This is a genomic window from Propioniciclava flava, from assembly GCF_004126535.1.
GTDB classification, from domain to species: Bacteria; Actinomycetota; Actinomycetes; order Propionibacteriales; family Propionibacteriaceae; genus Propioniciclava; species Propioniciclava flava.
On record NZ_PPCV01000005.1, the window covers coordinates 121,970 to 148,148 of the forward strand.

24 protein-coding genes are annotated in these 26,179 nt (G+C 66.1%); 9 read left to right on the top strand and 15 right to left on the bottom strand.

The genetic code is table 11. The annotated features are described in order from the left end of the window. The first annotated feature begins 2 nt into the window (after nt 1–2). Nucleotides 3–863, top strand: coding sequence for a bifunctional methylenetetrahydrofolate dehydrogenase/methenyltetrahydrofolate cyclohydrolase (locus C1706_RS08500; RefSeq protein WP_129458817.1), 861 nt, complete (start codon nt 3–5; stop codon nt 861–863). Next, the gene (locus C1706_RS08505) at nt 860–1,186 is read left to right on the top strand and encodes a DUF3017 domain-containing protein (RefSeq protein ID WP_164987491.1); all 327 of its coding nucleotides are present in this window, start codon (nt 860–862) and stop codon (nt 1,184–1,186) included. Before C1706_RS08500 ends, C1706_RS08505 begins: the two co-directional genes overlap by 4 nt. A gap of 24 nt (nt 1,187–1,210) precedes the next feature. On the opposite strand, the gene C1706_RS08510 is transcribed toward C1706_RS08505, so the two are convergent. Both C1706_RS08510 and C1706_RS08515 read right to left on the bottom strand, forming a co-directional pair. Then, entirely contained in the window at nt 1,211–2,932 is a 1,722-nt protein-coding gene (locus C1706_RS08510) for an AMP-binding protein (RefSeq protein ID WP_129458819.1), read from the bottom strand. A 121-nt stretch (nt 2,933–3,053) separates the two neighbouring features. Beyond that, nucleotides 3,054–4,046, bottom strand: coding sequence for a malate dehydrogenase (locus C1706_RS08515; RefSeq protein WP_129458820.1), 993 nt, complete (start codon nt 4,044–4,046; stop codon nt 3,054–3,056). Nucleotides 4,047–4,207: 161 nt separating this feature from the next. On the opposite strand from C1706_RS08515, the gene C1706_RS14000 reads away from it, so the two are divergent. The 3 genes from C1706_RS14000 to C1706_RS08530 all read left to right on the top strand — a co-directional run bounded on the left by C1706_RS14000 (nt 4,208) and on the right by C1706_RS08530 (nt 7,048). Next, entirely contained in the window at nt 4,208–5,146 is a 939-nt protein-coding gene (locus C1706_RS14000) for a histidine phosphatase family protein (protein WP_164987492.1), read from the top strand. An 86-nt stretch (nt 5,147–5,232) separates the two neighbouring features. Then, on the top strand, nt 5,233–5,997 hold the full coding sequence (locus tag C1706_RS08525) for a MerR family transcriptional regulator (protein WP_164987493.1): 765 nt from the start codon (nt 5,233–5,235) through the stop codon (nt 5,995–5,997). A gap of 103 nt (nt 5,998–6,100) precedes the next feature. Further along, nucleotides 6,101–7,048, top strand: a complete 948-nt coding sequence (locus C1706_RS08530; protein ID WP_164987501.1) for an IS481 family transposase — start codon at nt 6,101–6,103, stop codon at nt 7,046–7,048. Nucleotides 7,049–7,265: 217 nt separating this feature from the next. Here the strand turns inward: C1706_RS08530 and C1706_RS08535 are convergent, their stop codons facing one another. From C1706_RS08535 to C1706_RS08560, 6 genes are all read right to left on the bottom strand, one after another. Further along, on the bottom strand, nt 7,266–8,060 hold the full coding sequence (locus tag C1706_RS08535) for an MSCRAMM family protein (RefSeq protein WP_129458822.1): 795 nt from the start codon (nt 8,058–8,060) through the stop codon (nt 7,266–7,268). 121 nt (nt 8,061–8,181) lie between these two features. Beyond that, nucleotides 8,182–8,493, bottom strand: coding sequence for a thiamine-binding protein (locus C1706_RS08540; RefSeq protein WP_129458823.1), 312 nt, complete (start codon nt 8,491–8,493; stop codon nt 8,182–8,184). Nucleotides 8,494–8,628: 135 nt separating this feature from the next. Beyond that, entirely contained in the window at nt 8,629–10,257 is a 1,629-nt protein-coding gene (locus tag C1706_RS08545; RefSeq protein WP_129458824.1) for a monocarboxylic acid transporter, read from the bottom strand. Beyond that, complete coding sequence (locus tag C1706_RS08550; RefSeq protein WP_129458825.1) at nt 10,254–10,646, bottom strand: DUF485 domain-containing protein; 393 nt, start codon at nt 10,644–10,646, stop codon at nt 10,254–10,256. The genes C1706_RS08545 and C1706_RS08550 overlap by 4 nt, the downstream gene beginning before the upstream one ends. A 163-nt stretch (nt 10,647–10,809) precedes the next feature. Further along, on the bottom strand, nt 10,810–11,661 hold the full coding sequence (gene purU / locus C1706_RS08555) for a formyltetrahydrofolate deformylase (protein WP_129458826.1): 852 nt from the start codon (nt 11,659–11,661) through the stop codon (nt 10,810–10,812). 55 nt (nt 11,662–11,716) lie between these two features. Then, entirely contained in the window at nt 11,717–12,703 is a 987-nt protein-coding gene (locus C1706_RS08560) for a patatin-like phospholipase family protein (protein ID WP_129458827.1), read from the bottom strand. 95 nt (nt 12,704–12,798) lie between these two features. Here C1706_RS08560 and glf point away from each other — a divergent pair, with 95 nt between their 5' ends. After that, nucleotides 12,799–13,986, top strand: a complete 1,188-nt coding sequence (glf, locus tag C1706_RS08565; protein ID WP_129458828.1) for a UDP-galactopyranose mutase — start codon at nt 12,799–12,801, stop codon at nt 13,984–13,986. A 52-nt stretch (nt 13,987–14,038) separates the two neighbouring features. Here glf and C1706_RS08570 read toward each other — a convergent pair whose 3' ends face one another. The 7 genes from C1706_RS08570 to C1706_RS08600 form a co-directional block, all read right to left on the bottom strand. Next, nucleotides 14,039–14,938, bottom strand: a complete 900-nt coding sequence (locus C1706_RS08570) for a glycosyltransferase (protein WP_129458829.1) — start codon at nt 14,936–14,938, stop codon at nt 14,039–14,041. Continuing rightward, the gene (locus C1706_RS08575; protein WP_129458830.1) at nt 14,935–16,587 is read right to left on the bottom strand and encodes a glycosyltransferase; all 1,653 of its coding nucleotides are present in this window, start codon (nt 16,585–16,587) and stop codon (nt 14,935–14,937) included. Before C1706_RS08575 ends, C1706_RS08570 begins: the two co-directional genes overlap by 4 nt. Then, nucleotides 16,584–17,351, bottom strand: a complete 768-nt coding sequence (locus C1706_RS08580) for an ABC transporter ATP-binding protein (RefSeq protein ID WP_241653498.1) — start codon at nt 17,349–17,351, stop codon at nt 16,584–16,586. The genes C1706_RS08575 and C1706_RS08580 overlap by 4 nt, the downstream gene beginning before the upstream one ends. A 2-nt stretch (nt 17,352–17,353) precedes the next feature. Next, nucleotides 17,354–18,226, bottom strand: coding sequence for an ABC transporter permease (locus C1706_RS08585; protein WP_129458831.1), 873 nt, complete (start codon nt 18,224–18,226; stop codon nt 17,354–17,356). 125 nt (nt 18,227–18,351) lie between these two features. Continuing rightward, on the bottom strand, nt 18,352–20,349 hold the full coding sequence (locus C1706_RS08590) for an acyltransferase family protein (protein ID WP_129458832.1): 1,998 nt from the start codon (nt 20,347–20,349) through the stop codon (nt 18,352–18,354). Nucleotides 20,350–20,453: 104 nt separating this feature from the next. Next, nucleotides 20,454–21,296, bottom strand: coding sequence for a glycosyltransferase (locus tag C1706_RS08595; RefSeq protein ID WP_241653499.1), 843 nt, complete (start codon nt 21,294–21,296; stop codon nt 20,454–20,456). Beyond that, nucleotides 21,289–22,254 carry a glycosyltransferase gene (locus tag C1706_RS08600; protein ID WP_129458833.1) on the bottom strand — a complete coding sequence of 322 codons (966 nt, stop codon included), beginning with the start codon at nt 22,252–22,254 and terminating at the stop codon, nt 21,289–21,291. The genes C1706_RS08595 and C1706_RS08600 overlap by 8 nt, the downstream gene beginning before the upstream one ends. Before the next feature lie 106 nt (nt 22,255–22,360). On the opposite strand from C1706_RS08600, the gene C1706_RS08605 reads away from it, so the two are divergent. The 3 genes from C1706_RS08605 (at nt 22,361) to C1706_RS08615 (ending at nt 26,101) form a co-directional block, all read left to right on the top strand. Next, nucleotides 22,361–23,686, top strand: coding sequence for a hemolysin family protein (locus tag C1706_RS08605; RefSeq protein ID WP_348981031.1), 1,326 nt, complete (start codon nt 22,361–22,363; stop codon nt 23,684–23,686). A gap of 8 nt (nt 23,687–23,694) precedes the next feature. Continuing rightward, the gene (locus C1706_RS08610; protein WP_129458835.1) at nt 23,695–24,909 is read left to right on the top strand and encodes a phosphotransferase family protein; all 1,215 of its coding nucleotides are present in this window, start codon (nt 23,695–23,697) and stop codon (nt 24,907–24,909) included. Between the two features lie 127 nt (nt 24,910–25,036). Next, nucleotides 25,037–26,101 (top strand): BMP family ABC transporter substrate-binding protein, encoded by a 1,065-nt coding sequence (locus C1706_RS08615; protein WP_129458836.1) that lies wholly within the window; start codon nt 25,037–25,039, stop codon nt 26,099–26,101. Nucleotides 26,102–26,179: the final 78 nt, after the last annotated feature.

Sequence of the window (26,179 nt, forward strand, 5' to 3'; positions counted from 1 at the left end):
TCATGACGGCACAACGACTCGACGGCAAGGTCGCGGCGGCGGCGATCAAATCCGAACTCGCGGCCCGCGTCGCGGCGCTGCGCGACCGTGGCGTCGTCCCTGGTTTGGCGACAGTCCTGGTGGGGGAGGATCCGGCCTCGCAGAACTACGTGCGCATGAAGCACCGGGACTGCGAGGAGGTGGGCATCGCCTCGCTCCGGGTCGACCTGCCCGCGGACGCGGACGCGGCGACCCTCCAGGCCGCCATCACCGACCTGAACGCCGACGAGGCCTGCACGGGCTACATCGTGCAGCTTCCCTTGCCACGGCACCTTGACGAGAACTGGGCGTTGAGCCTGGTCGACCCCGACAAGGACGCCGACGGGCTGCATCCCATCAATTTGGGACGCCTCGTGCTGAATGAGCCCGGGACGCTGCCCTGCACCCCGCGCGGCATCGTGGAGTTGCTGCGACGCCACGGTGTGGATCTGGCCGGAGCCGAGGTGTGTGTGGTGGGCCGGGGCATCACGGTCGGGCGCCCGCTGGGCCTCATCTTGACCCGGCGCAGCGAGAACGCGACCGTCACGCTGTGTCACACGGGGACGCGAGACCTCGCCGACCACACGCGCCGGGCCGACATCGTGGTAGCTGCTGCCGGGGTGCCCGGAATGATCACCGCCGACATGATCGCGCCCGGTGCGGTGCTGGTCGATGTGGGCGTGAGCCGGGTGGACGGCAAGACCGTCGGCGACCTGGCCCCGGACGTGTGGGAGAAGGCGTCCTGGGTGACGCCGAACCCGGGCGGGGTGGGACCCATGACGCGCGCCATGCTCTTGTCGAATGTGGTCGATCGCGCCGAGGCGTTGGCGGCGTCCCGGTCGTGACCGGGCCGACGTCAGGGTGGAGCCCCGAACAGGGGCCCCGCCCGCCACGCCCGTGGTGGGCTCAGATCGTCGGTCAGTGGCCGCTTGCCCTCGTGCTGGTGGGCGTGGCCTCCGGCGTCCTCTGGGCGGGCTTGGGGCACTGGAAGCGCGGCACCTTCGTCATCGGCGCCGCGTTTGCCCTCGGCACGGTGCTGCGCGCGGTCCTGCCGAACGAACGGGTTGGGCTGCTGGGCGTGCGCACGCGCCTGGTCGATGTTGCCTGCCTGGGCGTGCTGGCGCTCGGGATCATCATTTTGGTGCTGGTGGTGCCGCCCCAGGTGTGAAGCGCGCCCGCGACGGCACTGACCTCAGCGGAAGTCGCGGTAGAAGTACTGCCCTTGCGTGTTCCCTGTGGCGACCCGCTCGGCCTCGTCGGCGCGCAGTTCGACCCGCCGGATCTTGCTGCTCACCGTCTTGGGTAATTCCTCGGTGAACTCCACGATGCGCACCAGTTGGTAGCCGTTGAGGTGCTCTCGGCAGTGCGCGAACACGGAGCGGGCAACCTCGGGGCTCGGGTCGACACCGGCCCGGAGCACGACGTAGGCCTTCGGTACGGCGCCTCGGACGGGATCGGGGGAGGGCACGACCGCGCATTCGGCGACGGCATCGTGCAGCATCAAAGCGCTTTCGAGTTCGAACGGGGAGATCTTGTAGTCGGACGCCTTGAACACGTCGTCGGCGCGGCCCACGTAGGTGAGGTAGCCCTCCTCGTCGCGGGAGGCAATGTCGCCGGTGTGGTAGTAGCCGCCCCGGCAAGCATGCTCGGTCAACGCGGGCGCGTCGTAGTAACCGCCCATCAAGCCCGCGTTATCGGCCGATAGGTCCAGGCAGATCTCTCCCTCGCCGGGACCCTCGATCAGGCTCCCGGAAACGGGATCCAGCAACGCCACCGCATAGCCGGGCATGGGACGCCCCATAGCGCCCAGCCGGACCGGCTGGCCGGGGGAGTTCCCCACGCAACAGGTCATCTCCGTTTGGCCGAAACCATCGCGGATCGTGTTGTTCCAGGCGGCCCTGACCTTGTTGATCACCTCGGGATTGAGGGCCTCTCCGGCCCCGACGACCTCGCGGGGTGGAGTGGTCAACTGGGTGAGGTCGGCCTGAATCAGCATGCGCCACACGGTGGGCGGTGCGCAGAAGCTGGACACCTTGTGGTGCTCCATGATGTCCAGCAGGGCCCGGGCATCGAAGCGCTCGTAGTTGACGATGAAGACGGTCGCCTCGGCGAGGAAGGGCGCGAAGAAGTTGCTCCACGCGTGCTTGCCCCAGCCGGGCGAGGAGATGTTCAGGTGGACATCACCAGGGCGCACGCCTAACCAGTACATCGTGGAGAGATGCCCGATCGGGTAGCTCACCTGCGTATGACGAACGAGCTTGGGGTGAGCGGTGGTCCCGGAGGTGAAGTACAGCAGCGAGGTCGCCTCGGCGGGGGTCGCCGCGTCCGGCTCGAACGTGGCGGAGGCGGCATGGCGCTCCGACCAACCGATCCAGCCGGCGGGCACGTCATGCCCCACCCCGATCACGGTGGTCTCCGGGCGCACCAGGGCGAATCGCTCGGCGAGGGCGGTCGGCGCGATGGCCCAGCCCGCGGAAACGGTGTCGATCCGCCAAGCCAGGTCGGTCTCGCTCAGCAGCGTGGAGGTGGGGATCGCCACAGCACCGACCTTCAACAGACCCAGCAGGATCTCCCACAGATCGATGGTGTTGTTCAGCATGACGACCATCAGGTCGCCTGGGCGAACGCCGAGGTCGCGCAGCCACGACGCGACCTGATCGGAGCGCTGTGACAGTTCGCCGTACGTCCAGGAGGCGGCCTCATGGCCGGGTTCGGCAATGGTGACCGCGGGACGGTCGGGGTGCTCGGCCGCGACGACATCGAACCACTCCAAGGCGAAGTTGAAGCTCTCCGGGTGGGGCCAGCGGAACCCGGCGACGGCGGCGTCATAGTCGTGAGGATGTGCCAGCAGGAAGTCTCGAGCGGCCCGCACCGCGTGCGTCGTGGGGGTCGCCTGGCGGCCGGGGTGCGTCATGGGAGTTACCCTACGCCCCTTGGCTACGGATGCGTAGGTAGTGTCCCAGTGTGTGACGAAACGAGGCTGGCCCTCGCGATCTGGGGCGATCGCGAGGGCCAGCCTCACAAGCAAGGGTGGGTCAGATGAGGCCGAGTTCCGTCACGGCCTTCTTCTCATCGACCAGTTCGGCGACCGAGGCGTCGATCTTGGCGCGGGAGAAGTCGTTGATCGACAGGCCCTGGACGATGGAGTACACGCCCTCGGCGGACACGGTGCAGGGGAACGAGGAGATGACGCCCTCGGGAACTCCGTAGGAGCCATCCGACGGAACCGCCATCGAGACCCAGTCGCCCTCCGGCGTGCCCAGAGCCCAATCGTGCATGTGCTCGATCGTGGCGTTGGCCGCCGACGCGGCCGAGGAGGAGCCGCGCGCCGCGATGATGGCCGCACCGCGCTTGGCGACCGTCGGGATGAAGTCGTTCTCGATCCAGGCTTCATCGTTGACGGCCGCTGCCGCGTTCTTGCCGTTCACTTCGGCGTTGAACAGGTCGGGGTACTGGGTGGCGGAGTGGTTGCCCCAGATCGTCAGCTTCTTGACCTCGGTCACCGGGACGCCCAGCTTGTTCGCCACCTGCGAGATGGCGCGGTTGTGGTCCAGTCGGGTCAGCGCGTTGAAGCGCTCGGCGGGGATGTCGGGGGCATTGCTCTGCGCGATCAGTGCGTTCGTGTTGGCGGGGTTGCCGGTCACCAGCACCTTGATGTCATCGGCGGCGACCGCGTTGAGGGCCTTGCCCTGGGCGGTGAAGATCGCACCGTTGGCCGAGAGCAGATCACCGCGCTCCATGCCTGCGGTACGCGGACGCGCGCCCACCAGCATGGCCAGGTTCACACCGTCGAACACCTTGGTCGCGTCGTCGCCGATCTCGACCTTGCTCAGGAGCGGGAAGGCGCAGTCGTCGAGTTCCATGACGACGCCCTCCAGCGCCTTCAGGGCCGGCGTGATCTCGAGCAGGCGAAGCTCGATGGGCTGATCGGGCCCGAGGAGTTCGCCGCTGGCGATGCGGAACAGCAGGCTGTAGCCGATCTGCCCGGCTGCGCCGGTAACAGCGACCTTGACGGGTGCTTGGGTCATATTTCCTCCACTGTGAAGACGGCAGCGGGCAGCCTGCCCGCACGTCTTGAACCTAGCACCGAAGCAGTCTCCAGGAGGGGGCCTCGCATGGACTGGGGACCACGGTCACAGGTGGGCCGCGACGCCGGTGTACCCCTGCCGCGGCGCCTAGGCTGAGGGGCATGCGCTTGTTCTTGGTGAGACACGGACAGACCCCCGCCAACGTCGATCGGCTTTTGGATACGGCCAGTCCTGGCGCCGATCTTGATCCTTCTGGGCGCGAGCAGGCGCAAACCCTGGTCGAGCGGTTCGCCGGAGTGCCGATCGAGGCCCTCTACACCTCCGATCGGGTCCGGGCCCAGCAGACGGCCGCACCGCTGGCCGCCGAGCGAGGGCTGACGCCCACCGTCCTGCCTGGGCTCGGGGAGATCGCCGCCGGGGATCAAGAACTGTGGCCCCGATGGGACGCCTACATCGCGATGCTGTCACAGTGGGCGATGGGCGATCTGACGGCTTCGCGGCCGGGCGGAGAGTCGGGTGAGGAGTTCCTGTCCCGCTTCGACGCGGCCATTGTCGCGATCGCACGTGACGGTTCCGCATCAGCGGCCTTGGTGAGCCATGGGGCCGCGCTGCGCATGTGGATCGGGGCACGCGTCCAGGGCATCGCCCCCCGCGACATCGCGACCTGGCATCTGGGCAATACCGCCGTGATCGAAGTCGACGGCGATCCCGATCACGGCTGGCAGTTCGTGTCGTGGGATCCGGGCACGGAACTGGATGACGGGCCGCACGCCCATGCGCCGCGGGGCGAGGCCGGGAGTTTCGTGCTGGATCCCGACGAGGCGAGCGCTGCGGCACCCGAATGGCGTGTGCTCGGGGGAGCGCTGCGGATGACGACGCGTTGGCGCGACGCCTCGGCAGCGTGGCGCTTCGTGGCACTCGTGGGGGAGTTGTCCGTCGCCCTGGAGCATCCGATCGACGTCGATGTACGCGCAACGCGCGTCATGGTGGCCCTGACGAGCCCCGATGCGGGCGGCATCACGCATCGCGATACGGCCTTGGCATTCCAGATCAGCGAGGCGTTGCGTCGCGAGGGTGGGATCGTCGAGGTGCCCGCCTAGGTGTACTGACCGGAGACGTTGGTAGAGCGACTCTCTCTGGGAGCGTTGACCTTGACACTGTGTGATGCGGTCTGGTGGGGGTCGACATGTTGAGTATCGGAGAGATCGCGCATAGCACTGGTGTCTCGCGGCGCATGCTGCGGCACTGGGAAGGCGAGGGGTTGCTGACCCCAGCTACTACCGACCCTGTAACCGGCTATCGGCGCTACCAGGACAGCCAGCTTGGGCGCGTGCGTGCCATTGCGGAACTGCGCGCGCTGGGGTTCGGCTTGGCCGAGATCGGGCAGCTGCTCGATCCGCATCTTGAGCAGTCCACTCTGGAAGTGCTTCTCACTCACCAGGTAGACGCCCTGCAGCGGCAGATCACCGAGGCTTCAACACGTCTGGTCCACGTTCAGCACCGGCTGGACATCATCCAGAGCAAGTCCATGGAGATCATCATGAATCTGTCCATCACCGCACTGCCCAGCCTCAATATTTGGGGGCTGAGCACCACCGTCCTTGACGAGACCGAGATCGGTCACGCCGTCAAACAGTTGCACCGGGACCTCCCTCACACCGATGAAGAGATCGTGCTTCTGTATGACGGTACGGACGACGACCAGATCACCGTCTCAGCCGGGATTACGACGCGCCCCGAATCTGAGGCGGTCAGCAGGATCGTCGTGCCGGAGGCCTCGGAAGGCGTAACGGTCACCTTCGATGGACCGCCAGAGAGCATCGGGGATGCCTGGGTCCTGATCGATGCCGAGCTAGAGAAGCGACACCTGACCAGTTTCGGCATCTATCGGCAGGTCAACAGCGTGACGGGACACGTCACCCTGCAGGCCCCTGTTCGCGAGCGACACTGATTTGCGGACCACAGCAAGGGAGGCCAGCGGCGACGTCGAGCCCCCGCCTGGAGGTGTGTCTCAATGAAGCCATGCGAATGCGGCTCTCACCCCGCGCCACAGACTGATAGTTGCCCGGCTGGTTGTCGACCAGGGGTGGCGGATCAGTGAAGTGGCGGCCCGCTTTCAAGTGTCCTGGCCGACAGTTAAGCGCTGGGTCGATCGATACCTCGCCGGCGAATCGATGCAGGATCGCTCCTCGCGGCCACGGAGGTCTCCTGGCAAGACGTCCAAGACCGTGACTAAGAGGTGCGTCAGCCTACGAATGCGTCTGCGGGAAGGTCCGGTCCAGCTCGCTGCGAGACTCAACATCGCGCCGTCGACGGTTCATCGAATCTTGCGATCAGCCCGCTTGAACCGACTCTCTCATGTCGACCGCGAAACAGGTGAGCCCGTCCGCCGCTACGAGCACGATCATCCGGGATCAATGGTGCACGTAGACGTGAAGAAGCTCGGCAACATCCCCGACGGTGGCGGCTGGCGTTACGTTGGTCGCCACCAAGGCGAGAAGAACCGCGCCGCGACGCAGGACAAGTCACGCAACGTCTATGGCAATCCGAAGCTCGGATATGCATTCGTGCATGCCGTCATCGATGACCATTCCAGAGTCGCCTACACCGAGGTCCACGACGACGAGACCGCCTTCACCGCTGTCGCTGTCCTGCGTCGGGCCGTTGATTGGTTCGCCGACCGCGGCGTCGCGATCGAGCGAGTGCTTTCAGACAACGGTGGTGCGTACCGATCGCACCTCTGGCGCGACACCTGCGAAGCACTGTCGATCACCCCGAAGCGGACTCGTCCGTACCGGCCGCAGACCAACGGGAAGGTCGAGAGGTTCCACCGCACCATGGCCGACGGGTGGGCCTACGCCCGCTGCTACATCAGCGAGCAGGAACGCCGCGACTCTCTCGAAGCCTGGCTCCACCAATACAACCAGCATCGTCCCCACACGGCCTGCGGCAACCAGCCGCCCTTCTCACGATTGATCAACGTTCCCGATCAGTACACCTAGGCGACGGTCGAGATCGCCATCGACACCACTCGCCCCGAGTCGCTGCGTCCCGTCGGACGGGTTGGCGATGGGACGAAGGTAAGCGATCGCGTCACGGATCTCCTTGCGTTGGCCCCGGGATCGGGGGAGCGTCCGGAAAGCGGAACTCCTCCGTCAGGGGCTCATCCCGGCGGGATGGCGCATGACGGAGGAGCCGCGTGATGCTCGACCGAGTCGATCAGCTCTCGCTGCGTCGACGCCTGACCATCAGCAAAACGCCCGCACCCACGTTCAGTGCCCCGATCGTGGCATACGTCCACAAAGCCGTCGGCCCTGTGAAGGGAAGGGTCCCACCCGGCTCGTCGGGTGTCCGGGAGTTCTCCACGGCACCGAAGTCACCAGCCAGATGCGTGGCATCGATCACGACCGTGCGGGGGGTCGTGTCGCGGACGAACCCCGCGGGGGCCTCCTTCTCGGTCAGCGTGTACGTGCCCCAGGCCACATTCTTGATCGCGAACCCTCCATCGGCCGCGTTGGCGTCGATGCCCAGGTTGTCGCTGACAGTGACCGAGTAGCCGTGGGGCCCCTCCAGCGTCCACGTGGATCCGGCGAGGCGATCACCGGAGGTGGCGTCCGTCTTCTGCCACGACAACGTGCCCGGCGCACGCGTGTTCCCGATCGCTCCCAAGTCCTGCTCGAGGTGCTCGCCGTCGAACGTGAGCGTGCGAACCGGAGTGGGGTTGGGCAGTTGGTATCCCGCCGGGGCGGTGTGCTCCCACAGCTTGTACTCGCCCCACTTCACGCCGATGTTCACGCGGAACTTGCCGACGGCCGGATCGAGGTCGTAGGTACCGTTATCGATCACCTCGCGGGTCAAGCCGTCGCCTTGAAGCGCCCAGACGCTTCCCGCCAGAGGGGTGCCGTCGGTCGCGTCGGTCTTCTGCCAGGAGAGCGTGGCTTCGCGGCGGTCGTTGAAGATGTCGGGCGAGCCGATGGCATCGGTTCTGCTCGTGTGGTCGACCCCAGTCGCCACCGACACAACGTGGTCTCTGGAAACTGAACCGACCGGAGCCGGTGGCGCGCGGTCGCGCCCCCGGCCGCATGCTAGCAACGCTGACGGCTAGGGGATTCGCCGGTCACCCAGGTGGGGTACCTTAGCTGTCTGTCGCGTCGAGGGCGCGCTCGAGTCGCACCAGCTTGGCGTCGATCTCGCCCTCGTACCCGGGCCGGATGTCAGCCTTGATGACGAGCGAGACGCGGGACCCGAAGGGGAGGACAGCTTCTGTGGCCCGCCTGACCACGTCGAAGACCTCATCCCATGAGCCCTCCACCTCGGTGAACATGGAGGAGGTTCGGTTCGGCAAGCCGGAGTCGCGGACGACCTTCACCGCAGCGGCGACGGCGTCGTGGACCGAACCGTCCGCGCGACCGGTGCCGGATGGGGCAACTGAGAAAGCAAGCAGCATGCGTTCTATCTCCTTCACAGGTGTCGCGGCAGCGAATGTGCGCCGCGGTGTCTCCACGCTAGTCCGCACACAGCAGTGCCGGGGTGAGGGCGGTTCGCAGCGTCGCACCCGCCTCACCCCGGCACGCAGGTGCGGTCAGTGGTTGAGAGCCCCGGCTGCACCGGCTCCCGTCATGGAGCGAACCTCCATTTCAGCCGTCTTGACCGGATCGGACTTCTCCTTGGACAACACGGTGCCCAGCCATCCGGCGAGGAAGCCGAGAGGCACGGAGAATAAGGCCGGGTTGTCGTAGGGGAACCAGGCGAAGCTCGCCTGGGGGAACATCGCGCTAGCGAGCGGCTTCGCGGCACCCAGCGGTGTGGACACCGCCGGGGAGAAGGTGATCAGCACCAGGGCGCTGATCAGCCCCGTGTAGATCGACCACAAGGAACCGCGAGTGTTGAACCGCTTCCAGTACAAGGAGAACAGGATCGAGGGCAGGTTTGCCGACGCCGCGACCGCAAACGCCAAGGCCACGAGGAAGGCGATGTTCATGCTCTTGGCGAAGATCCCACCAAAGATCGCCAGCGCCCCGATGACGAGCACCGTGTTGCGGGCGACGACGATCTCGCGGGCGGGGTCGGCCTTCCCATCCTTCATCACGTTGTTGTAGATGTCGTGCGCGAAGGAAGCCGACGCGGTGATGGTCAAGCCCGCGACGACGGCCAGAATCGTGGCGAAGGCGACGCCGGCGATGACGGCGAGGAAGACCGTTCCCGGCGTGCCACCGCCTGGCAGGAAGAAGGCCAGGGCGGGAGCCGCGGCGTTCGCCTTGCCCGGCATGCCGCTGATGGCCTCTTGGCCACCCGGGACGAGGGCCGCAGCGCCATACCCCAACACGAGGGTGAACAGGTAGAAGGCGCCGATCAAACCGATAGCCCACGTCACCGACGTACGAGCCGCCTTGGCTGTCGGCACGGTGTAGAACCGCATCAAGACGTGAGGCAAGCCCGCGGTCCCCAGCACCAGGGCGATCGAGAGCGAGATGAACCCGACGGGATCCTTGTACTTGTCACCGGGGGCCAGCATCTGGGGATGGTTGTTTGCCTCCACCGCCTTGCCCATGAGCGCATCGAAGTTGAAGCCGAAGGTGGCCAGCACCCAGACGGTCATGATGCCTGCACCGGCGATGAGGAGCACCGCCTTGATCATCTGGACCCAGGTGGTCCCCTTCATGCCACCGATCAGCACGTAGACGATCATCAAGACGCCGACGATGATGATGACGGCGTTCTGCGCGAACTCGCCGTTGAGTCCCAGCAGGAGCGACACCAGTCCACCGGCGCCAGCCATCTGGGCCAGCAGGTAGAAGAACGACACGGCCAGCGTGGAGAGGGCCGCAGCCAGCCGAACGGGCTTTTGCCGCATGCGGAAGCTCAGCACGTCCGCCATGGTGTAGCGGCCGGTGTTGCGCAGCGGCTCGGCTACCAGCAGCAGCGCGACAAGCCAGGCGACCAGGAACCCGATCGAGTACAGCAAGCCGTCGTAGCCGTTGAAGGCGATGGCGCCCGCAATGCCGAGGAACGAGGCCGCCGAGAGGTAGTCCCCGGCGATGGCGAAACCGTTTTGCGTGCCGGAGAACTGCGCCCCGCCGGTGTAGAAGGAGGACGCCGCCTTGTTCTGGTTGGAGGTCACCTTGATGACCACCGTCAGGGTGCCGATGACGAACAGCCCGAAGATGACGATGTTGAGGATGGGGTTGCCGAGGGCTTCCAGGAGCATCATCGCGCCCCTCCTTCCAACTGCTCGCGGATCTGTTGAGCGATCGGGTCGAGGCGTCTCCGTGCTTGGCGCAGGTACAGCCAGGTGATCGCGAAGGTGGTGACGAACTGCAGCAGGCCCAAGCCGTGCCCCAGGTTGAAGTACTGCATGCCAGGCAGCGGCGTGGACATGAAGTCCCGGGCGTAGACCGACATGAGGACGTAAGCGAAGTACCAGATGAGAAAAGCAGCGGTCATGGGGAAAGCGAACGTGCGGAAGCGGCGTTGCAGTTCCTTGAACTGGGCCGTTTCCGCCATCTCGACAAAGGCCTCGGGGGGTATCTGCGCGGATGCAGAACCGGTCGCCGGGAGCTCCGGCGGATCCGAGGGCGTGTGATGCGAGGGAGTCGACATGAAACCTCCATTGGTCATGTGGATGCCAGCGAGCTGGCAGCGCAGACACTAATGGGTGCGCCTCACCCCGGCGCGACCCCTGCGGCGGGATCGTTGCCGAATCGTGTTGTTTGCTCGACGTCGAGATTCTTTTTGGTCAGGACATCTCAAAAGGGGGTATAGGTCAGGCGAAGATCACGGTGCGTGGGCCGTCCAGGAAGACCCGCCGTTCGGCGTACAGCCGGACCGCTTCGGCCAGCGTCCGTGTTTCCTGCTCCTGCCCGCGGGCGACGAGTTGGTGAACATCGAGCGTGTGATCCACCCGCGTGACGTTCTGCTCGATGATCGGCCCCTCGTCCAGGTCAGGCGTGACGAAGTGGGCGGTGGCGCCGATGAGCTTCACCCCCCGCTCGTGTGCCTGCCGATAGGGGTTTGCCCCCTTGAAGCCGGGCAGGAACGAGTGATGGATGTTGATGGCACGACCGGCCAGGGCGCGACACAACTCCGGCGACAAGATCTGCATGTAGCGAGCCAGGACGACCAACTCGACGTCGTCCTCTTCCACCCGGCGCAGAACGTCGGCCTCGAAGGCCGCCTTCGTCTCCGGAAGCACGACGAAGTCGCGGAAGTCCACACCGTAGAAGGTGGCCAGGGGGCGCAAATCCGGGTGATTGGCCATGACCCCGACCACTTCCAAGGGCAGCAGGCCAGAACGCTGCCGAAACAGCAGATCGTTGACGCAGTGGGCGGCCTTGCTGGCCAGGATCAGCGTCCGGCGACGGCGTCCGACTTCGTCGAGCGTCCACGTGGCCTGCAGGTAGGCGGCCAGCGGAGCCAGCGACTCCTCAAAGGAGGAGCGCTCGAACCCGGTCTGAACCTGGACGCGCATGAAGAAGCGTCCCGTGTCGATCGAGGAGAACTGCTGCAACTCGGTGATGTTGCCCTGCGCTGCGGCGACCGCGCCGGTGACGGCATGGACGATGCCGGGGCGATCAGGGCAATCCAGGGTCAGGACCCAGTGGGACGAAGTGGTCACGGCGTCCGACTCTACTGGCCCTGAGGCCGCCGGTCGGAGCTGTGTTGCGGTGGGATCACAGACCTGCCTCGTCCAGCACGTGCGCTGTGGTCTCTTGGCCGATCGCGATTAGTTCGGCGGCGCGATGGAAGTCGAAGGTCGAAGCCATCTCCTGGCTGAACTCAATGAGGGTGTCGGGCGGGCTCGCGGCCAGCCGGAACCGGGTGATGAGCGCTTCGGCCGTCTCCAACGACAACGACACCACATCGCCGAGCTTCAACCCCTTGGGAAGGTCGTCAAAATCGAAGTCGGGGGTGCGTTCGGAGGCAGGCGCATCGCTGAGGCTCGGCTCTAGTGCGCGCGAGGACTCGGCGGGGAAGAAGCGCTCGGTCCGCCACTCGCGCCAGGTGCGGACAGGTCCGCTGTCGAGTACCCCGCGACGGAACCAGCCCGAGAGTTCGCCCATGAACCCCTCATTGGAGGCCGTTTCGGTGACTGGCCGCCCCGTTAGGCTGCCAGCGCGGCGTCCGGCCAGGCTCACGGCGATGGTGCGATCTGCGGGGACCCCGTGCAGCGGATCGACGGGGACAGGGTTGAGGAGTCCGCCGTCAGCCAGCAGGCGCCCATCGACCATCACGGGGGTGAAGACGCTCGGGATGCCGATGGAGGCGCGAATCGCCGTGGCAACGGAGCCTCGCTGGAACCACACTTCACGCCTGTTGGTGAGGTCGGTCGCCACGGCGGTGAAGGCGACGGGGAGATTCTCGATCTGGGCGCCGTCAAGGATGTCGGCGACCCGCGTCATGACGCGCTGCCCCCAAAACACCCCAGGGCCGGTGAGGGTAGGGTCCAGCAGCATCAAGACATCGCGCTGAGTCAGGCCACTGACCCAATCGGCGTAGTCGGAAAGCCGTCCAGCAGCCTCCAAGCCTCCGACGAGGGCACCCATGGACGTACCCGCGATCGCGACCACCTCATGGCCACGGGCATGCAATTCCTGGATGACACCGATGTGGGCATAGCCACGGGCTCCGCCGGAGCCAAGAGAGAGGGCGATCCGCATGGGAGCCAGGATAGGCGGGGCCCCGCTAGAGTGGGCCGGGCCACAGCGAATGGATATCGGGTCCGTTCGCGGTCCACGTAAAGGGGCAGGACAAGGTGTCAGCAGACCTCATCGTCGTCGGGTCCGGGCTTTTCGGCCTGACGATCGCCGAACGTGCAGCCAATGACCTCGGCCTCCGGGTCGCGCTGATCGATCGGCGCAACCACATCGGCGGCAACGCGTACTCCGAGAACGATCCCGCCACGGGCATCGAAGTGCATCGGTACGGGGCCCACCTGTTCCACACCAGCAACGAGCGCGTGTGGGAATACGTGAACCGGTTCACCACGTTCACCAACTACGTGCACAAGGTCTACACCTCGCATGCGGGAGAGGTGTACCCGATGCCGGTGAACCTGGGCACGATCAACCAGTTCTTCCGGGCGGCGTACTCGCCGGCCGAAGCGCGGGCCCTCATCGCGGAACAGGCCGCCGAACTGGGGGACAAGACCCCGGAGAACTTCGTGGAGAAGGGCATCAGCCTGATCGGCCGCCCGCTGTACGAAGCCTTCATCAAGCACTACACCGCGAAGCAGTGGCAGACCGACCCCGAGCAACTCGAGGCATCGATCATCAGCCGACTGCCGGTGCGCTACACCTACGACAACAGGTACTTCAACGACACCCACGAGGGGCTGCCCACGCAGGGCTACACCGCGTGGCTGGAGCGCATGGCCGACCATCCGCTCATCGATGTGCGGTTGGGGACCGACTACTTCGACACCTCCCAGGAGATCAACCGCGACACGGTGCGCGGCAACGTTCCGGTCGTCTACACCGGTCCGGTCGACCGCTACTTCGACTACTCCGAAGGCGAACTGGGCTGGCGCACGATCGATCTGGAGGAGGAAGTTCTTCCCATCGAGGACTTCCAGGGCACGTCGGTCATGAACTATCCCGACGCGGACGTCCCCTACACGCGAATCCACGAGTTCCGGCACTTCCACCCCGAACGCGACTACACCAAGGACGCGACGATCATCATGCGGGAGTACAGCCGGTTCGCGGGGCGCGACGATGAGCCCTACTACCCGATCAACACCGACGCCGATCGCAGCGGGCTCCTGAAGTACCGCGATCAGGCCAAGGCTGAGCCGAAGGTGCTGTTCGGTGGGCGCCTGGGCACGTACAAGTACCTGGACATGCACATGGCGATCGGGTCGGCCCTGTCCATGTTCGACAACAAGATCAAGCCGCACTTCGCTGAGGGCGCACCGCTGGAAAGCGGGGGCGTCGACGCCTAAGGCGTGTGATGACACAGCAACGGCCGCCCCTCGGGGCGGCCGTTGCTGTATGTCAGCGAACCGAACGAGGCTTGTTGCGCTCCACCTTGAATGTGAGCCCTCGTGCCGCAGACTTCAAAAGGCGAAGGCGTAGCCGCACAGGGACGCCGGATCCGCGCCATTGCTTGAGCATGTTCTCCAGAAGGCTCGCGGCCAACGTGGGGGAGCGGAAGGCGACAGCCGAGGCGATCTGGTTCCGGGCGCCATGCTCGAACTTCCAGATGTTGGAACTGTTCACGTCGCCCCAGTTCACGCCGCGGTTCTGAGGGATGTAGTGGTCCACGACCGAGTCGGCGACGAAGATGCCGGGGCGGAACTTCGAGAGGCGCTGGGTGTACTCGGCGTCGTCGTACCAGATGAAGAAATTCGCCGACGGCAGGCCCACCGCATGGACACCCTCGCGTGTCACTAAGCAGGAGACGAACGACGCGCTCTTGACGAGGGGATAGGTGGCGCCCAGAGCCAGCGGACGAGCCCAATCCCACGTCGTCTCCGGAACGTTCATCTCGCAGACGGAGCCGTCCTTTTGGAAGACGACCAGCGAGCAAGCGAAGGAGGGCAGGAACCCCAGTCGCTCCTCGGCGTCCTCCAGATCGCGCAGGAGCGGAGCCAGCGCGCTCGGTCGGCACACCGAGTCGTCATCCATGACCCAGAACGCATCAAAGCCCAAGCCATAGGCCAGATCGATCCCCGCGGCAAACCCGCCCGCGCCACCGGTGTTCTCGGCGAGCCGCTTCACCGTGTGCGGCACCGTGAACGGCCGCGCGGCGAGATAGTCCGCGGTGTCATCGGTCGAGGCGTTGTCGATGATGACGATGTGGTCGAGAGGGCGCTCCTGAGCCTCGAGCCCGGCGAGTGTCTTCTCCAGCAGTTCGCGACGGTTGTACGTCACGACGACGGCGGACACCTTCATGCTGTCTCCTTCAGGATCTCTGCGTAGCGGCGGCGGATGAACGTGGTTGCGGGCTCATGAGCGCGCAGATCGTCGTGCAGGTGACGCTGCTCATCGAGCAGACGGTCAACCAGGCCCTGATCGTGGGCGAGTCGCTGCAAGACAGCGGACGACTGACGCAGGAAGGCCACGGGGGACGCTGGCATCACCAGGTCGGGAGCCACCACCGTGACCTGCGATCCAACGTCAGCGGACAACACCAAGACGCCATGCTGGGCCGCTTCGAGGGCCGTCAGCGTCAACCCCTCGTTGTCGGAGCAGACGACGAGGACGTCCACGTCCGCCAGGAAGGCGTCCACGGGGCCCCAATCGCGCCGCTCGATCACCGACTGCAGGTGTGCCCGAGCGATGTTTTGAGCCACGAAGTCGTCCAGGGGGCCGGACCCCTGCATGATGAACCGGAAGGCCGACGGATCCGCCTGGTGGAGGCGCCGAACCAGGTCAACGAACAGGAACGGACGCTTTTGGGGTGCCAGGCGTCCCAGGAACCCGAGGCGGAGGGGTTCGTCCGGCTGCCGGGGTGTGCCCGTCTGGGCGCCAGGATCTTGCCCATCGAGGCCGATGAGCGGACGGTAGGCGACGCGCTCGGCCGGGATCTGCGCGTCGAGAAGGTAGACGTCTCGCAGCCCGGGACTGATCACGTGATGCTGATCGATGAGGTTGCTGTGCTCCAGCGACTGGCGCACGAAGCCACCCGTGCGGTGCTCGGGCAGATGCGTGCTGTCCCAGACCACCAGATGCGGAGCGGTGTGCCGCAAGAGGGGGAGGAGTTGGTAGGCCGACGCCGAGTGGTGAATGTGTAGCAAGCGGATGTTGTGCTCTTCGACCAGGCGAACCCCGAACTCGCTCCAGTCTTGCCAGGGGAGCACGTTGCCTGCCAGATAGACGTGAGGGGTGATCGCGAGGGCCCGCTCCAACTGACGCTGGGGGGCACAACGATCCACCGTGATCACGACCTCATAGCCGAGGTCGGCCGCGACCTGAGCGGACTCGAACGCCCACGATTCTGCGCCACCGCTTTCGAGCCAGTGCAACGCGAACCACGCGCCCGTTCGACCCTGGTGGGGGGACGGTCGGTGCGTCGCGAGGTAGGGGTGCAGCGCCTGCGCCCCGCGAGTGTGAGTGCCTTTGAGCCACGGGCGGCGTGCGTTGCGGACCTGCTTGAACAGATCCAAGGCCAGCGGCGCGCGGCGGTACACCTCGCCATAAACCTGGCCGATGCGACGCCGTAGGCCGTGGCGGCCATCGACAAACGCGAAGGAGGATTCGCCGTCGAAAAGCGCGACGTCGGGAACCTGCGCTCGTCGGCCCACGCTCGGCTGCTGTTCGTCACCGGAGAGGCTGATAACGCCCAGAGCACCCAATTGCGTGAAGGAGTTGCCAGGAACGCCGGGGAGTACCTCGGTGGGAGGCGACATAGGTTCGCCCCTGGCGGGGATGAGGAGGAGGTCAACGCGTCGCAGGGGGTGCGCGAGGTGGGCGGCGCGAATAAGTGCCGCGAACCATGCGTCCCCGAGCCGGGCCCAGATCTGCTCACCCTCGGGCGTCAACGACACCGTTACGTCCCGGCCTGCGGCGGCCTCCTGGATTACTCCGGTTGAACCTGTCATCGTCCCTCTCTCAATCGAGCCACCGCCTCGTGAATGGCACCGTCGTGTACGACCTCTCCGCGGCGAAGGAGGACGCCTCGATCGCACAACTGCTCCACCATATCGAGATCGTGGGTGACGATGACCAAAGCCTTGCCCGACGCCTTCAGCTCGCGGATTCGCTGGAGGCACTTCTTCTGGAAGGGTTCATCGCCCACCGCCAAAATCTCGTCGATGAGGAAGATGTCAGGGTCGGTGTGGATGGCCACGGCGAAGGCCAGGCGCAAGAACATTCCGGAGGAATAGAACTTCACCTCGGTCTGAATGAACTCGCCGATCTCGCTGAAGGCGACGATATCGTCGAATCGCTCGCGAATCTGTTCCTCGGTCATGCCGAGAATGGCGCCATTGAGGTAGATGTTTTCGGCGCCGGTCAGGTCGGGGTGGAATCCTGCACCGACCTCGATCAAGCCAGCGATCCGGCCCCGGACTCCGATGCTGCCCTGGTCGGGGCTCATCACTCCGGCAATCAATTTCAACAACGTGGACTTGCCTGAACCATTGAGGCCCAGGAGGGCGACGGCCTCGCCGTCGCTGACATGCAGGTCAACGCCGCTGAGCGCGGTGAAGTGGTCCACCGAGGCCTCACGCCGGTTCAAGACCTTCGAGACCACGTACTCCTTCAAGGAGTGGGTGTGGCGGATGTTGAAGTGCTTTTCGATGTCGGAGACGATGATGCGAGTCTTGGGGTCGGCGGCCACGCGGGCCAAGGACTGAGGTTCCACCGTCACAACTCCTGAGCGAAACGGCCGTCGAGGCGGCGGAAGACGTACTCACCGAAGAACAAGAAGGCGACGGAGGTCACCGTCGCGATGAGGCTGAACATCCACAGGCCTGGCGGCTGGACGTACGTGACGACGCCAGGCGTCGGCGCCCAAAAGCACAAGTGGAACAGTTCGACGACGGGGGTGAGGGGGTTGAGCTGGTAGAGCGTCCATCCCCAGCCCTCGCCGACAGCGGCGCGGACGTTCTCCCAGTGGTAGAGCACCGGGGAGGCCCAGCTGGCCACCATGCCGACGAGGTCAACGATGTTCTCCGAGTCGCGCATCATGACATTGAGGGCGCCGAACAGAAGGCCCAAGCCGACGGACAGCGTCACCAAGATCGCGAAGCCGAGCACTCCGGCAGCGAGGTTGAGGGGGCCAGGGCGCCACCCCATGAACAGCGCAGCGATGAGGAGGACGATGAGTTGCGGGATGAAGTGGACGATGGCCACCCACACCGAGGCCAGCGAAAAGAGCTGGCGAGGCAGGTAAATCTTCTTGACGAGCGCGGCATTGCCGACGATAGCTCTCGTCGCGTTGCCGAATGCCTCGTTGAAAAGATTGATCGCGATGATGCCGGAGAAAAGGTAGACGGCGAAGTTCGGGACGCTTTGATTCATCCGAAGGAAAACGCCGACGGCAAAGTAGAACACGAAGAACTGGACGGTTGGTTTCACATAGGACCAAGCCATGCCGAGGATCGAACCCCGATACCTGACGCGTAGTTCCTTGTTGACCAGCAGTTTCAGCAGAAAACGGTTGTCGACGGCGTCCAACAAGCCGCGGCCGCGACCTGGCTTGGTGAAGCCGTCGGCGACGAGGGTGAGCTGATCCACCAGTGGTAACCCTTCCGCTAACGACAAGCGGCCGCCCTAGCTAGCGACTCGGTCCCCTAGAGTACCGCGTCGCCTCCGCCGCCGCGTCACCGCCAAGGGGCTCCGCAGCGCTGCGACGGTGTCGGTCAGGGCAGATCGAGCCGCTCGGCTAGCAGCGGAGCAAGCGAGCGTGCAAAGGTGCCGGTGATGTGGTCGGCGTCCCAGTAGACCGGCAAGCCACCCACGACGGGGTAGCAGCGCTCGGTATCGCAGTACACGTCCGAGAAGTCGAGGCGCGACACTCGCGGTCCGGCATGTGCTGCTGTCTCGTAAGCGACATCGCGGGGCAGGGCCTCGGCACGCGGTACTGCGCAGGCGTCGGTGTCGTGCGGGTGCTTGGCCAGACACTCCGGCCCCCAAACACCCCCGGTGCCGGGATAGTCGCGCACCACCACCAGTGGTGCCAGCGAGGTGATCTGACCCCACGTGTCGAGGTAGCCCTGAGCAGCGGCATCGGGGTCGCTCCAGCCGCCCCCCACGTAGGCGGAGGTGATGACCAGGCTGGGGCGCAGGTCGAGGATGTCGCGCAGCGTGCTGCGGGACCACTCGCCGCACCCCTGAGCCGGACGCGGTGTGGTGTGCCACAGGTCAGAGCCCACCGTGTTCAACGGGCAGCCGCCCTTGAGGAAGAAGGCCAACTGGTAGCCGCGCGCCTCGGCGAGGGGGAGGAGGCCCTTGTAGAGCGTTTGGGCATGGGAGTCGCCCACGACGGCGATCACGCGGGGATTACGCTGCTCCTTCTCGCAAAAAGGGTCGCAGTGCGGCATGTCCCACGGGCTGTCGGCCTCGCTCGCGGGTGCTTGGAGGGCGCGGGTGAAGGGTGACCCGCACTGGTCGGGATTCACTGTCGCCGAGGCGCCCATGCAGGGGTCGGCCTCCATGCGGAGGAGGCGCTCCTTGAGGGCCTCGCGGTCGGCGTGAACCGACCATGCGCTGTAGCCGGCGCAGGCGCCAGCGATGAGCGTCATCGCGACCAGTGCGCTGAGCAACGTGCGCCAGGGGGTCCCGGTGAGGGCCGGGAGCCCGGTGAGGAAGGGGCGCTCGACCCATCGCCGTGTCATGTCAGCCAGCAGTGCCGTCACCACCACCACGACGAGCTTGTCAGGCCACGACAGGTCCCGGCCCAAGGCGATGGGCGCCAACGCGATCAGCGGCCAGTGCCACAGGTACACGGCGTAGGAGACATCTCCGAGCCACTGGACGGGGCGCAGACTGCTGAGCCCGATCACCGGATCGCGAGGACAGCCGTCGGCGGCCAGGATCGCAGCGGCGGTACCCACGACCGGAATCAGGGCGAGCGCTCCCGGATAGGGCGTGGCCTGGGAGAGGAGGCATGCGGCCACAACGATCGCCGCGAAACCGCTCCACCGCAGGACAACGGCGAGCCAGGGGGTGGGCGTCCAACGGCGGGCGATCAGGCTGGTGAGCGCTCCGAGGGCGAACTCCCACACACGGGTGGTAGTCACGAAGTAGGCGGCTGCCGGATCTGCGCTCGTCAACATGACCGAGTGAACGAACGAAGCACCCGCCAGGATCATCAAGGCGACCCCGACTCCCACGGCGGGGTTCGAGTCGCCGAGCGCCCGGCGTGGCCGCGTCCGGCTCACCCAGCGTTGCAGGGCGACCGCCCCGAGGATGAGTGCCGGCCATAGCGCGTAGAACTGTTCCTCGGTCGACAGCGACCAGTAGTGCTGGACTGGTGAGGCCGTGTCGTTGGAGGCCGAATAGGTGACGGCCTTGGAAGCCAGCCACACGTTCTCCACGTACACGGTGCTGGCGATCACCTCACGCAGGGCAGCGCGCGCCAACTGGGCAGGGAGGATCAGCGCGGAGGCCACGGCTGAGAAGGCCAGGACCAGCAGGCTAGCGGGCAGCAAACGCCGGGCGCGGCGAGCATAGAACGTCCGCAACCGGACGCTGCCCGTGCGGTCGACCTCGCGCATGAGATGGCTCGTAATCAGGTACCCGGAGATCACAAAGAAGACATCGACCCCCACGAAGCCGCCCGACAGCCGCTGGGGCCACAGGTGGAAGAGAACGACCAAGGTGACCGCGAGCGCACGCATCCCCTGAATCTCGGGCATGAACGAGCGTGGCTGGATCCTCGCCGGTGGCGGCTCGACAACGGTGTGCAATGGTCCTACCGGCTCGGTGATGGCGGAGAATGGGCTGGCCGGGACGGGCCCGGCTACCGCATGCTAGCTGAGGGTCTGACCATGCGGCGATACATCAGTGCCCGCAGCCGCAATGGGACGAAGCGATATAACCCCCGCACCGCGATGTTGCGCGCGAACTGCGTTGTGGTGGTGAACCCTGAGCGCCACATGCGCCACTGCAGGCGCAGTTCGCTACGCAGCATGTCTGCCCCGCCGCGGCGGCGGTAGGCGCCCGCCCCGACCCGGTAGCGCACCAGCACCTGGTCGGTGTTGGCCACCCGTGCCCCATGAGCGATCATCCGCGCGAAGAGCCAGTAATCCTCCATCTTGTTCAGATGCTCGTAGCCGCCCGCGACCTCGACGGCCTCGCGCCGGTACACGACGGTTGGATGGTTGAAGGGATCGCGGAAGCGAGCCATGGCGGCGATGTCGGATGCATCGCACGGGAGGGCACGCACCATGCCGTCGGGGCCATCCTCCTCAGCGAACTCAACCAGCGCGCTGCCGACCAGGTCATATCCGGAGGCGATCATGGGCAGTTGCACAGCGAACCGTTGGGGGAGCGACAGGTCATCGGCGTCCGCGCGGGCCACGATCGAGTGGCTGCACGCCGCCAGCCCTGCTTCCAGGGCCCGCGCCAGCCCACCGTTACGCGGAAGCGCGACGAGCCGGACGGGGACGGGGCCCGTCGCCTCGCCCGCTTCAATCCGGCGCAGCACGGTGGCGATGCCCTCGGGTACTGGCCCGTCCACGACAAGAACCAGTTCGGATGGTGGCAGGGTCTGATCCACCGTCACCGAGGCTACGGCCGCAGCGAAAAACGCCGGATCATCGCCCGCGTAGACCGACATCAACACGCTGAAAGGTTCAGACACGCCCAGCACCTCGTTCCACCCTCTCCACGTCGTGCGCCACCGGCGTGTCCGCCAGCACGACCGACGTAGGGCGAGGCGCCCTCATGGCTTCCTTGACGCCCTCTCGGCCATAACCCACGAGCGCGGAACGGTGATCCGAACGGGCGAGCATACGTGCCCACCGCAGGCCCGTGGCCCCCACATACAGGGGCCATTCCAGTGGCCCGAGGGAACCCGAGCGGCCATACATCCACAGCTTGTTGCGCACCTCGTTGGTGAACCGCGGGCCGGGGTCAGCATCCGAGCTGCCAAACACTTTCGTGAGGTGATAGACCCGCGATGCGGGGACGTAGAGCCCCACGCCCGAGCGAAGCAGGCGGGTGGTGTACTCGAAGTCGTCGTTCCACAAGAAGTAGTCGGCCTGCGGCAGGCCATGGTCAGCGATCGCCTCGGCGTCGAGCAGGATCGACACGAACGATGCCGACCGGATCGGGAAGGCTCCGACGAGGCGGGCCGCTTCGCGCTCAGTGGCGGTCGTCCCGAGGCGCTCGCGGGGCAGGTTCATCGGATGTTCGCGGCCATCACGCCAGTCGGCCCGCGACGCGGCGACGGTGACCCGTCCGGGGTAGCGGACGCGGGCGCGCTGCAACTCCTCCAGGGCGGTCGGGGTCGGAACCGTGTCATCGTCCATGATCCACACGGCTTGAGCCTGGTGCGCGACTACAGCGCGGGCGATCCCCGCGGCGAAACCGCCAGCTCCGCCGGTGTTGGTCGGCAACGTGACCACCTCGGTGACGACCGGGTGCCGTGAGGCGAGTTCGGCGGTGTCGTCGGTCGAGGCATTGTCGATCACCACGACCGCGTCGGGGCGATGGGTCTGGGCCGCCAGGCCGTCCAGGTTTTGGAGGAGGAGGTCACGCCGATTCCAGGCGACCACCACGGCCACGATGCGCTGATTCACGGTCGCGTCGACACCCATGCGGGACACCCTAGACCAGCCGTTCCCGACGCGCGGACCCGGCAGCCTGTGGCGTGCAGGAACCCTCGGGCGTGGGGAGATCGGCAGCTCCCGATACGATGTCGGGGTGAACACGATTGTGTCGAACGCCCTCTTGGTGCTGCTCTTCATCATCATCGGTGGTGTGTTCGCCGCGGCAGAGATGGCCCTGGTGTCGCTCCGCGACAGCCAGGTGAAGGCCCTCAGCGGGCGAGGCAAGCGGGGCGCCACCGTGTCCCGCCTGGCCGCCGATCCCAACCTGTTCCTCTCGGCTGTCCAGATCGGCGTGACCCTGGCAGGCTTCATGGCCGCCTCGTTCGGTGCCGACAACTTCGCCCCGCTGCTGACGCCGGTGTTTCGGGACTGGGGAGTGCCCGAGGGGATCGCCGGTGGCCTCTCCACGGTCCTGATCACCATCATCATCTCCTACTTCTCCATCGTCTTGGGTGAACTCACCGCCAAACGGTTGGCGATGCAGCGCGCCGAGGCGTTCTCGCTGACGCTGGGGCCCTTGGTGAATGTGATCGCCAAGATCATGCGCCCCGTCATCTGGTTCCTCGGGGTCTCGACCAACGTCGTCGTCCGGGTCCTGGGCGGTGACCCGAACGCGTCGCGCGAAGAGGTCACCGACGAAGAACTGCGCGCGATGGTGTCCAGTTCGGTGACCCTCGGCGACGAGGAGCGGCACATCGTCGACGAGGTCTTCGCCGCGGGACAAGTGACGCTGCGCGAAGCCATGGTGCCGCGAACCGAGGTCGACTTCCTCGACGCGGACATGGCAGCCAGCAAGGCCATTCGCGTGGTGCGCGACGGGGCGCACTCGCGATACCCCGTCGTCGGGCGTGACGTGGACGATGTCATCGGCTTCCTGCACGTGCGTGACCTGTTCGATCTCGACCCCGCCACGCGTCAGGCCCCGATCCGCCAGTTGGTGCGACCGATCAACTCGCTCCCGGGCACCGTGCGCATCCTTCATGCCCTGACCGAGATGCAGGCCCACAACGATCACATGGTCATCGTGTCTGATGAGTACGGCGGCACGGCGGGCATCGTGACCATCGAGGATCTGGTGGAAGAACTCATCGGCGACATCACCGACGAGTTCGACCGTGAAGACCCCGATCCGCACGCGGCAGACCTCGACGGCCTGACCACGTTGGAGGAGTTCGAGGAGGCCTACGGATACCGGATCCCCGAGGGCCCCTATGACACGGTCGCCGGGTACCTGATGGCCGAACTCGGGCAGGTTCCGGCCGTGGGGGATCACATCACGAGCCGGTTGTTCCACCCCGAGTCCGAGGAAGACGCCGGGGAGGAGTTCCAGTTCACCGTCACCGAACTGGACGGCCGCCGCGTCGCGCGAGTGCGACTCGACAGGGCCGTGTTGACCAAGACTGAACCTGCGGCGGAATAGCTGCGTCCATGCCCACCGACGACGACGGTGCGGAACTCCTGACGGGAGCCCAGATCGGGGGGCTGCTGGAGGCCGCCGTGCAGCACGCGGGGGGTCGGCTGGTGGCGTGGGAGCTCGATCACGTCGATGCCCAGCCACACAGGTCGACGACAGCGACGTATGCGGCGAAGGTGGTCTGGCCGCACGGTGAGCGTCATGAACTCCTGGGGGTGAGCGCGAGAGCGCAGGGCCCCACCGACGCGGACGCACGCGCCGAGATCTTCGCCGATGGCGACCGCGAGGTCGCCGTGTGGCTGTACCCCAATGATCCCGAGCTGCCGGGGTTGACCCGGGCGGCGTATGCGGAGTCGATGGCCGCCATCTTGAGCGACTATCGGGTGGTGGAGCGACGGCTGACCGCCCCCGAGCTGACCCTCGACATGATGACGTACCGGCCGCGACGCAGAGCAGTCGTGCGGGACCGGGTCGCAGGTGGGGCCACTTTCTACACCAAGGTGCTACGCGAGAGTGCGGTCGGACCGGTGGCGCGGCGTCACCGGTTGCTGCAGGAGGCGGGCGTCCCGGCGCCACCGGTCCTGGCTCGTACCCCCGACCATCTCCTGGTGATGGGGGCGCTTCCCGGCGCTGCCCTGGCCCAGGCGCTCTTCCAGCCGGGACGGCCCTGTACGGCGGAGCAACTCATCGGCGTCCTGGACGCCATGCCGACCTCGGTAGCCGGTCTGGAGCGGCGCCCACCCTGGACGGATGCACTGGAGCACTACAGCGCCATGATCGCCGCCGCGCTTCCGCAGGCGAGTTCCACGCTGGACTGGATTGGCAAGGAAGTGCGGGCCGGGCTGAGTGGGCTACCGCAGGGGACCGAACCCACCCACGGCGACTTCCATGAGGGACAGGTTCACGTCGCGGGTGGCAAAGTCGTCGGGATCCTCGACATCGACACGATCGGCCCCGGACGCCGGGCAGACGATCTGGCCTGCCTCATCGCTCACATGAGCACGATCTCAGGCATGAACGCCAGCCAGGCCGCTGGCGTGCACGCGCTGCTGCGCGCGTGGGTCCCCGTGTTCGATGAACGGGTCGACCCCATCGAGTTGCGGTTACGCGCCGCCGCGGTCATCGTCTCGTTGGCCACCGGGCCGTATCGCGTCCAAGCGCCCACCTGGGTGTCGGAGACGCTCGCCATGATCGATGCTGCCGGTGCCCTCGTGCGGCAAGTTGCCTGACGTTACAAAGCGGTATCAACGCGTCATCTGAGGGCCTGAACCTCTCGCCATACGGCGCCGCGACGCTAGGATCACTCGACTGGAAGGCCGCATCGGCCCCAAGCAAATCCGTGCCAAGGAGGCATTCGTGAAGAAGTCCCTGATCGGTTCCGGCCTGGTAGCTGCGATGCTGCTCGCCGGCTGTGCGACCCCGCCCCCGGCCGCCACGTCCACCCCCGCTGCGAGCGGTGCGCAAAGCAACTTCCTCGCCTGCATGGTCTCTGACGAGGGTGGTTTCGACGACAAGTCCTTCAACGAGACGTCCTACAAGGGTCTCAAGGACGCCGAGAAGCAACTCGGGATCAAGGTTGATGAGTTGCAGAGCAAGACCGTTGCGGACTACGCGGGCAACGTGCAGAAGATGGTGGAGCGCAAGTGCAACATCATCGTGACCGTCGGCTTCGCGCTCGGGGATGCCACGGCTGCCTCCGCCAAGGCGAACCCCGACGTTGACTACGCCATCGTCGACTACTCCTACAAGGAGCCCGAGAAGAACGTGAAGGGCCTCACGTTCAACACGGCCGAGCCGTCCTTCCTCGCGGGCTACCTGGCCGCGTCGCTGTCCAAGACGGGCGTCGTGGGCACCTACGGCGGGGCCAACTACCCGACCGTGACGATCTTCATGGACGGCTACGCCCAAGGCGTCGCGCACTACAACAAGCAAAAGGGCGCCTCGGTGAAGGTCGTCGGCTGGGATCGCGCCAGCAAGACCGGTTCCTTCATCCCGGGCAACCAGTTCTCCGACGTGGCGGGTGGCAAGCAGTTGGCCACCAACCTCGTCGCTCAGGGCGCGGACGTCATCTTGCCGGTGGCTGGCCCCGCCTCGGAGGGCGGCCTGCAGGTTGCGGCTGAGTCCCAAGGCAAGGTCTCCTCGCTGTGGGTGGACTCTGACGGGTTCTTGTCGATGCCCAAGTACGCCGCTGTGATCCCGAGCTCGGTCGGCAAGGGCATGGACGCCGCGGTGCTGGAGGCTATCAAGGAGTCCAAGGAGAAGACCTTCACCAACAAGGCGTACGTCGGCACCCTCGCCAACGGGGGCGCTTACCTGGCGCCGTTCCACGACTGGGACAGCAAGGTTTCGGCGGAGACCAAGTCCGAGATCGAACAGATGAAGAAGGATATCGAGGCCGGCACCCTCAAGGTGGAAGCCTAACTACCGCACAGGTGCGGCGGGAGGCGTGCAACGGCGCACTCCTCCCGCCGCGTCGGTGTCAACGCACCACACGCCCAA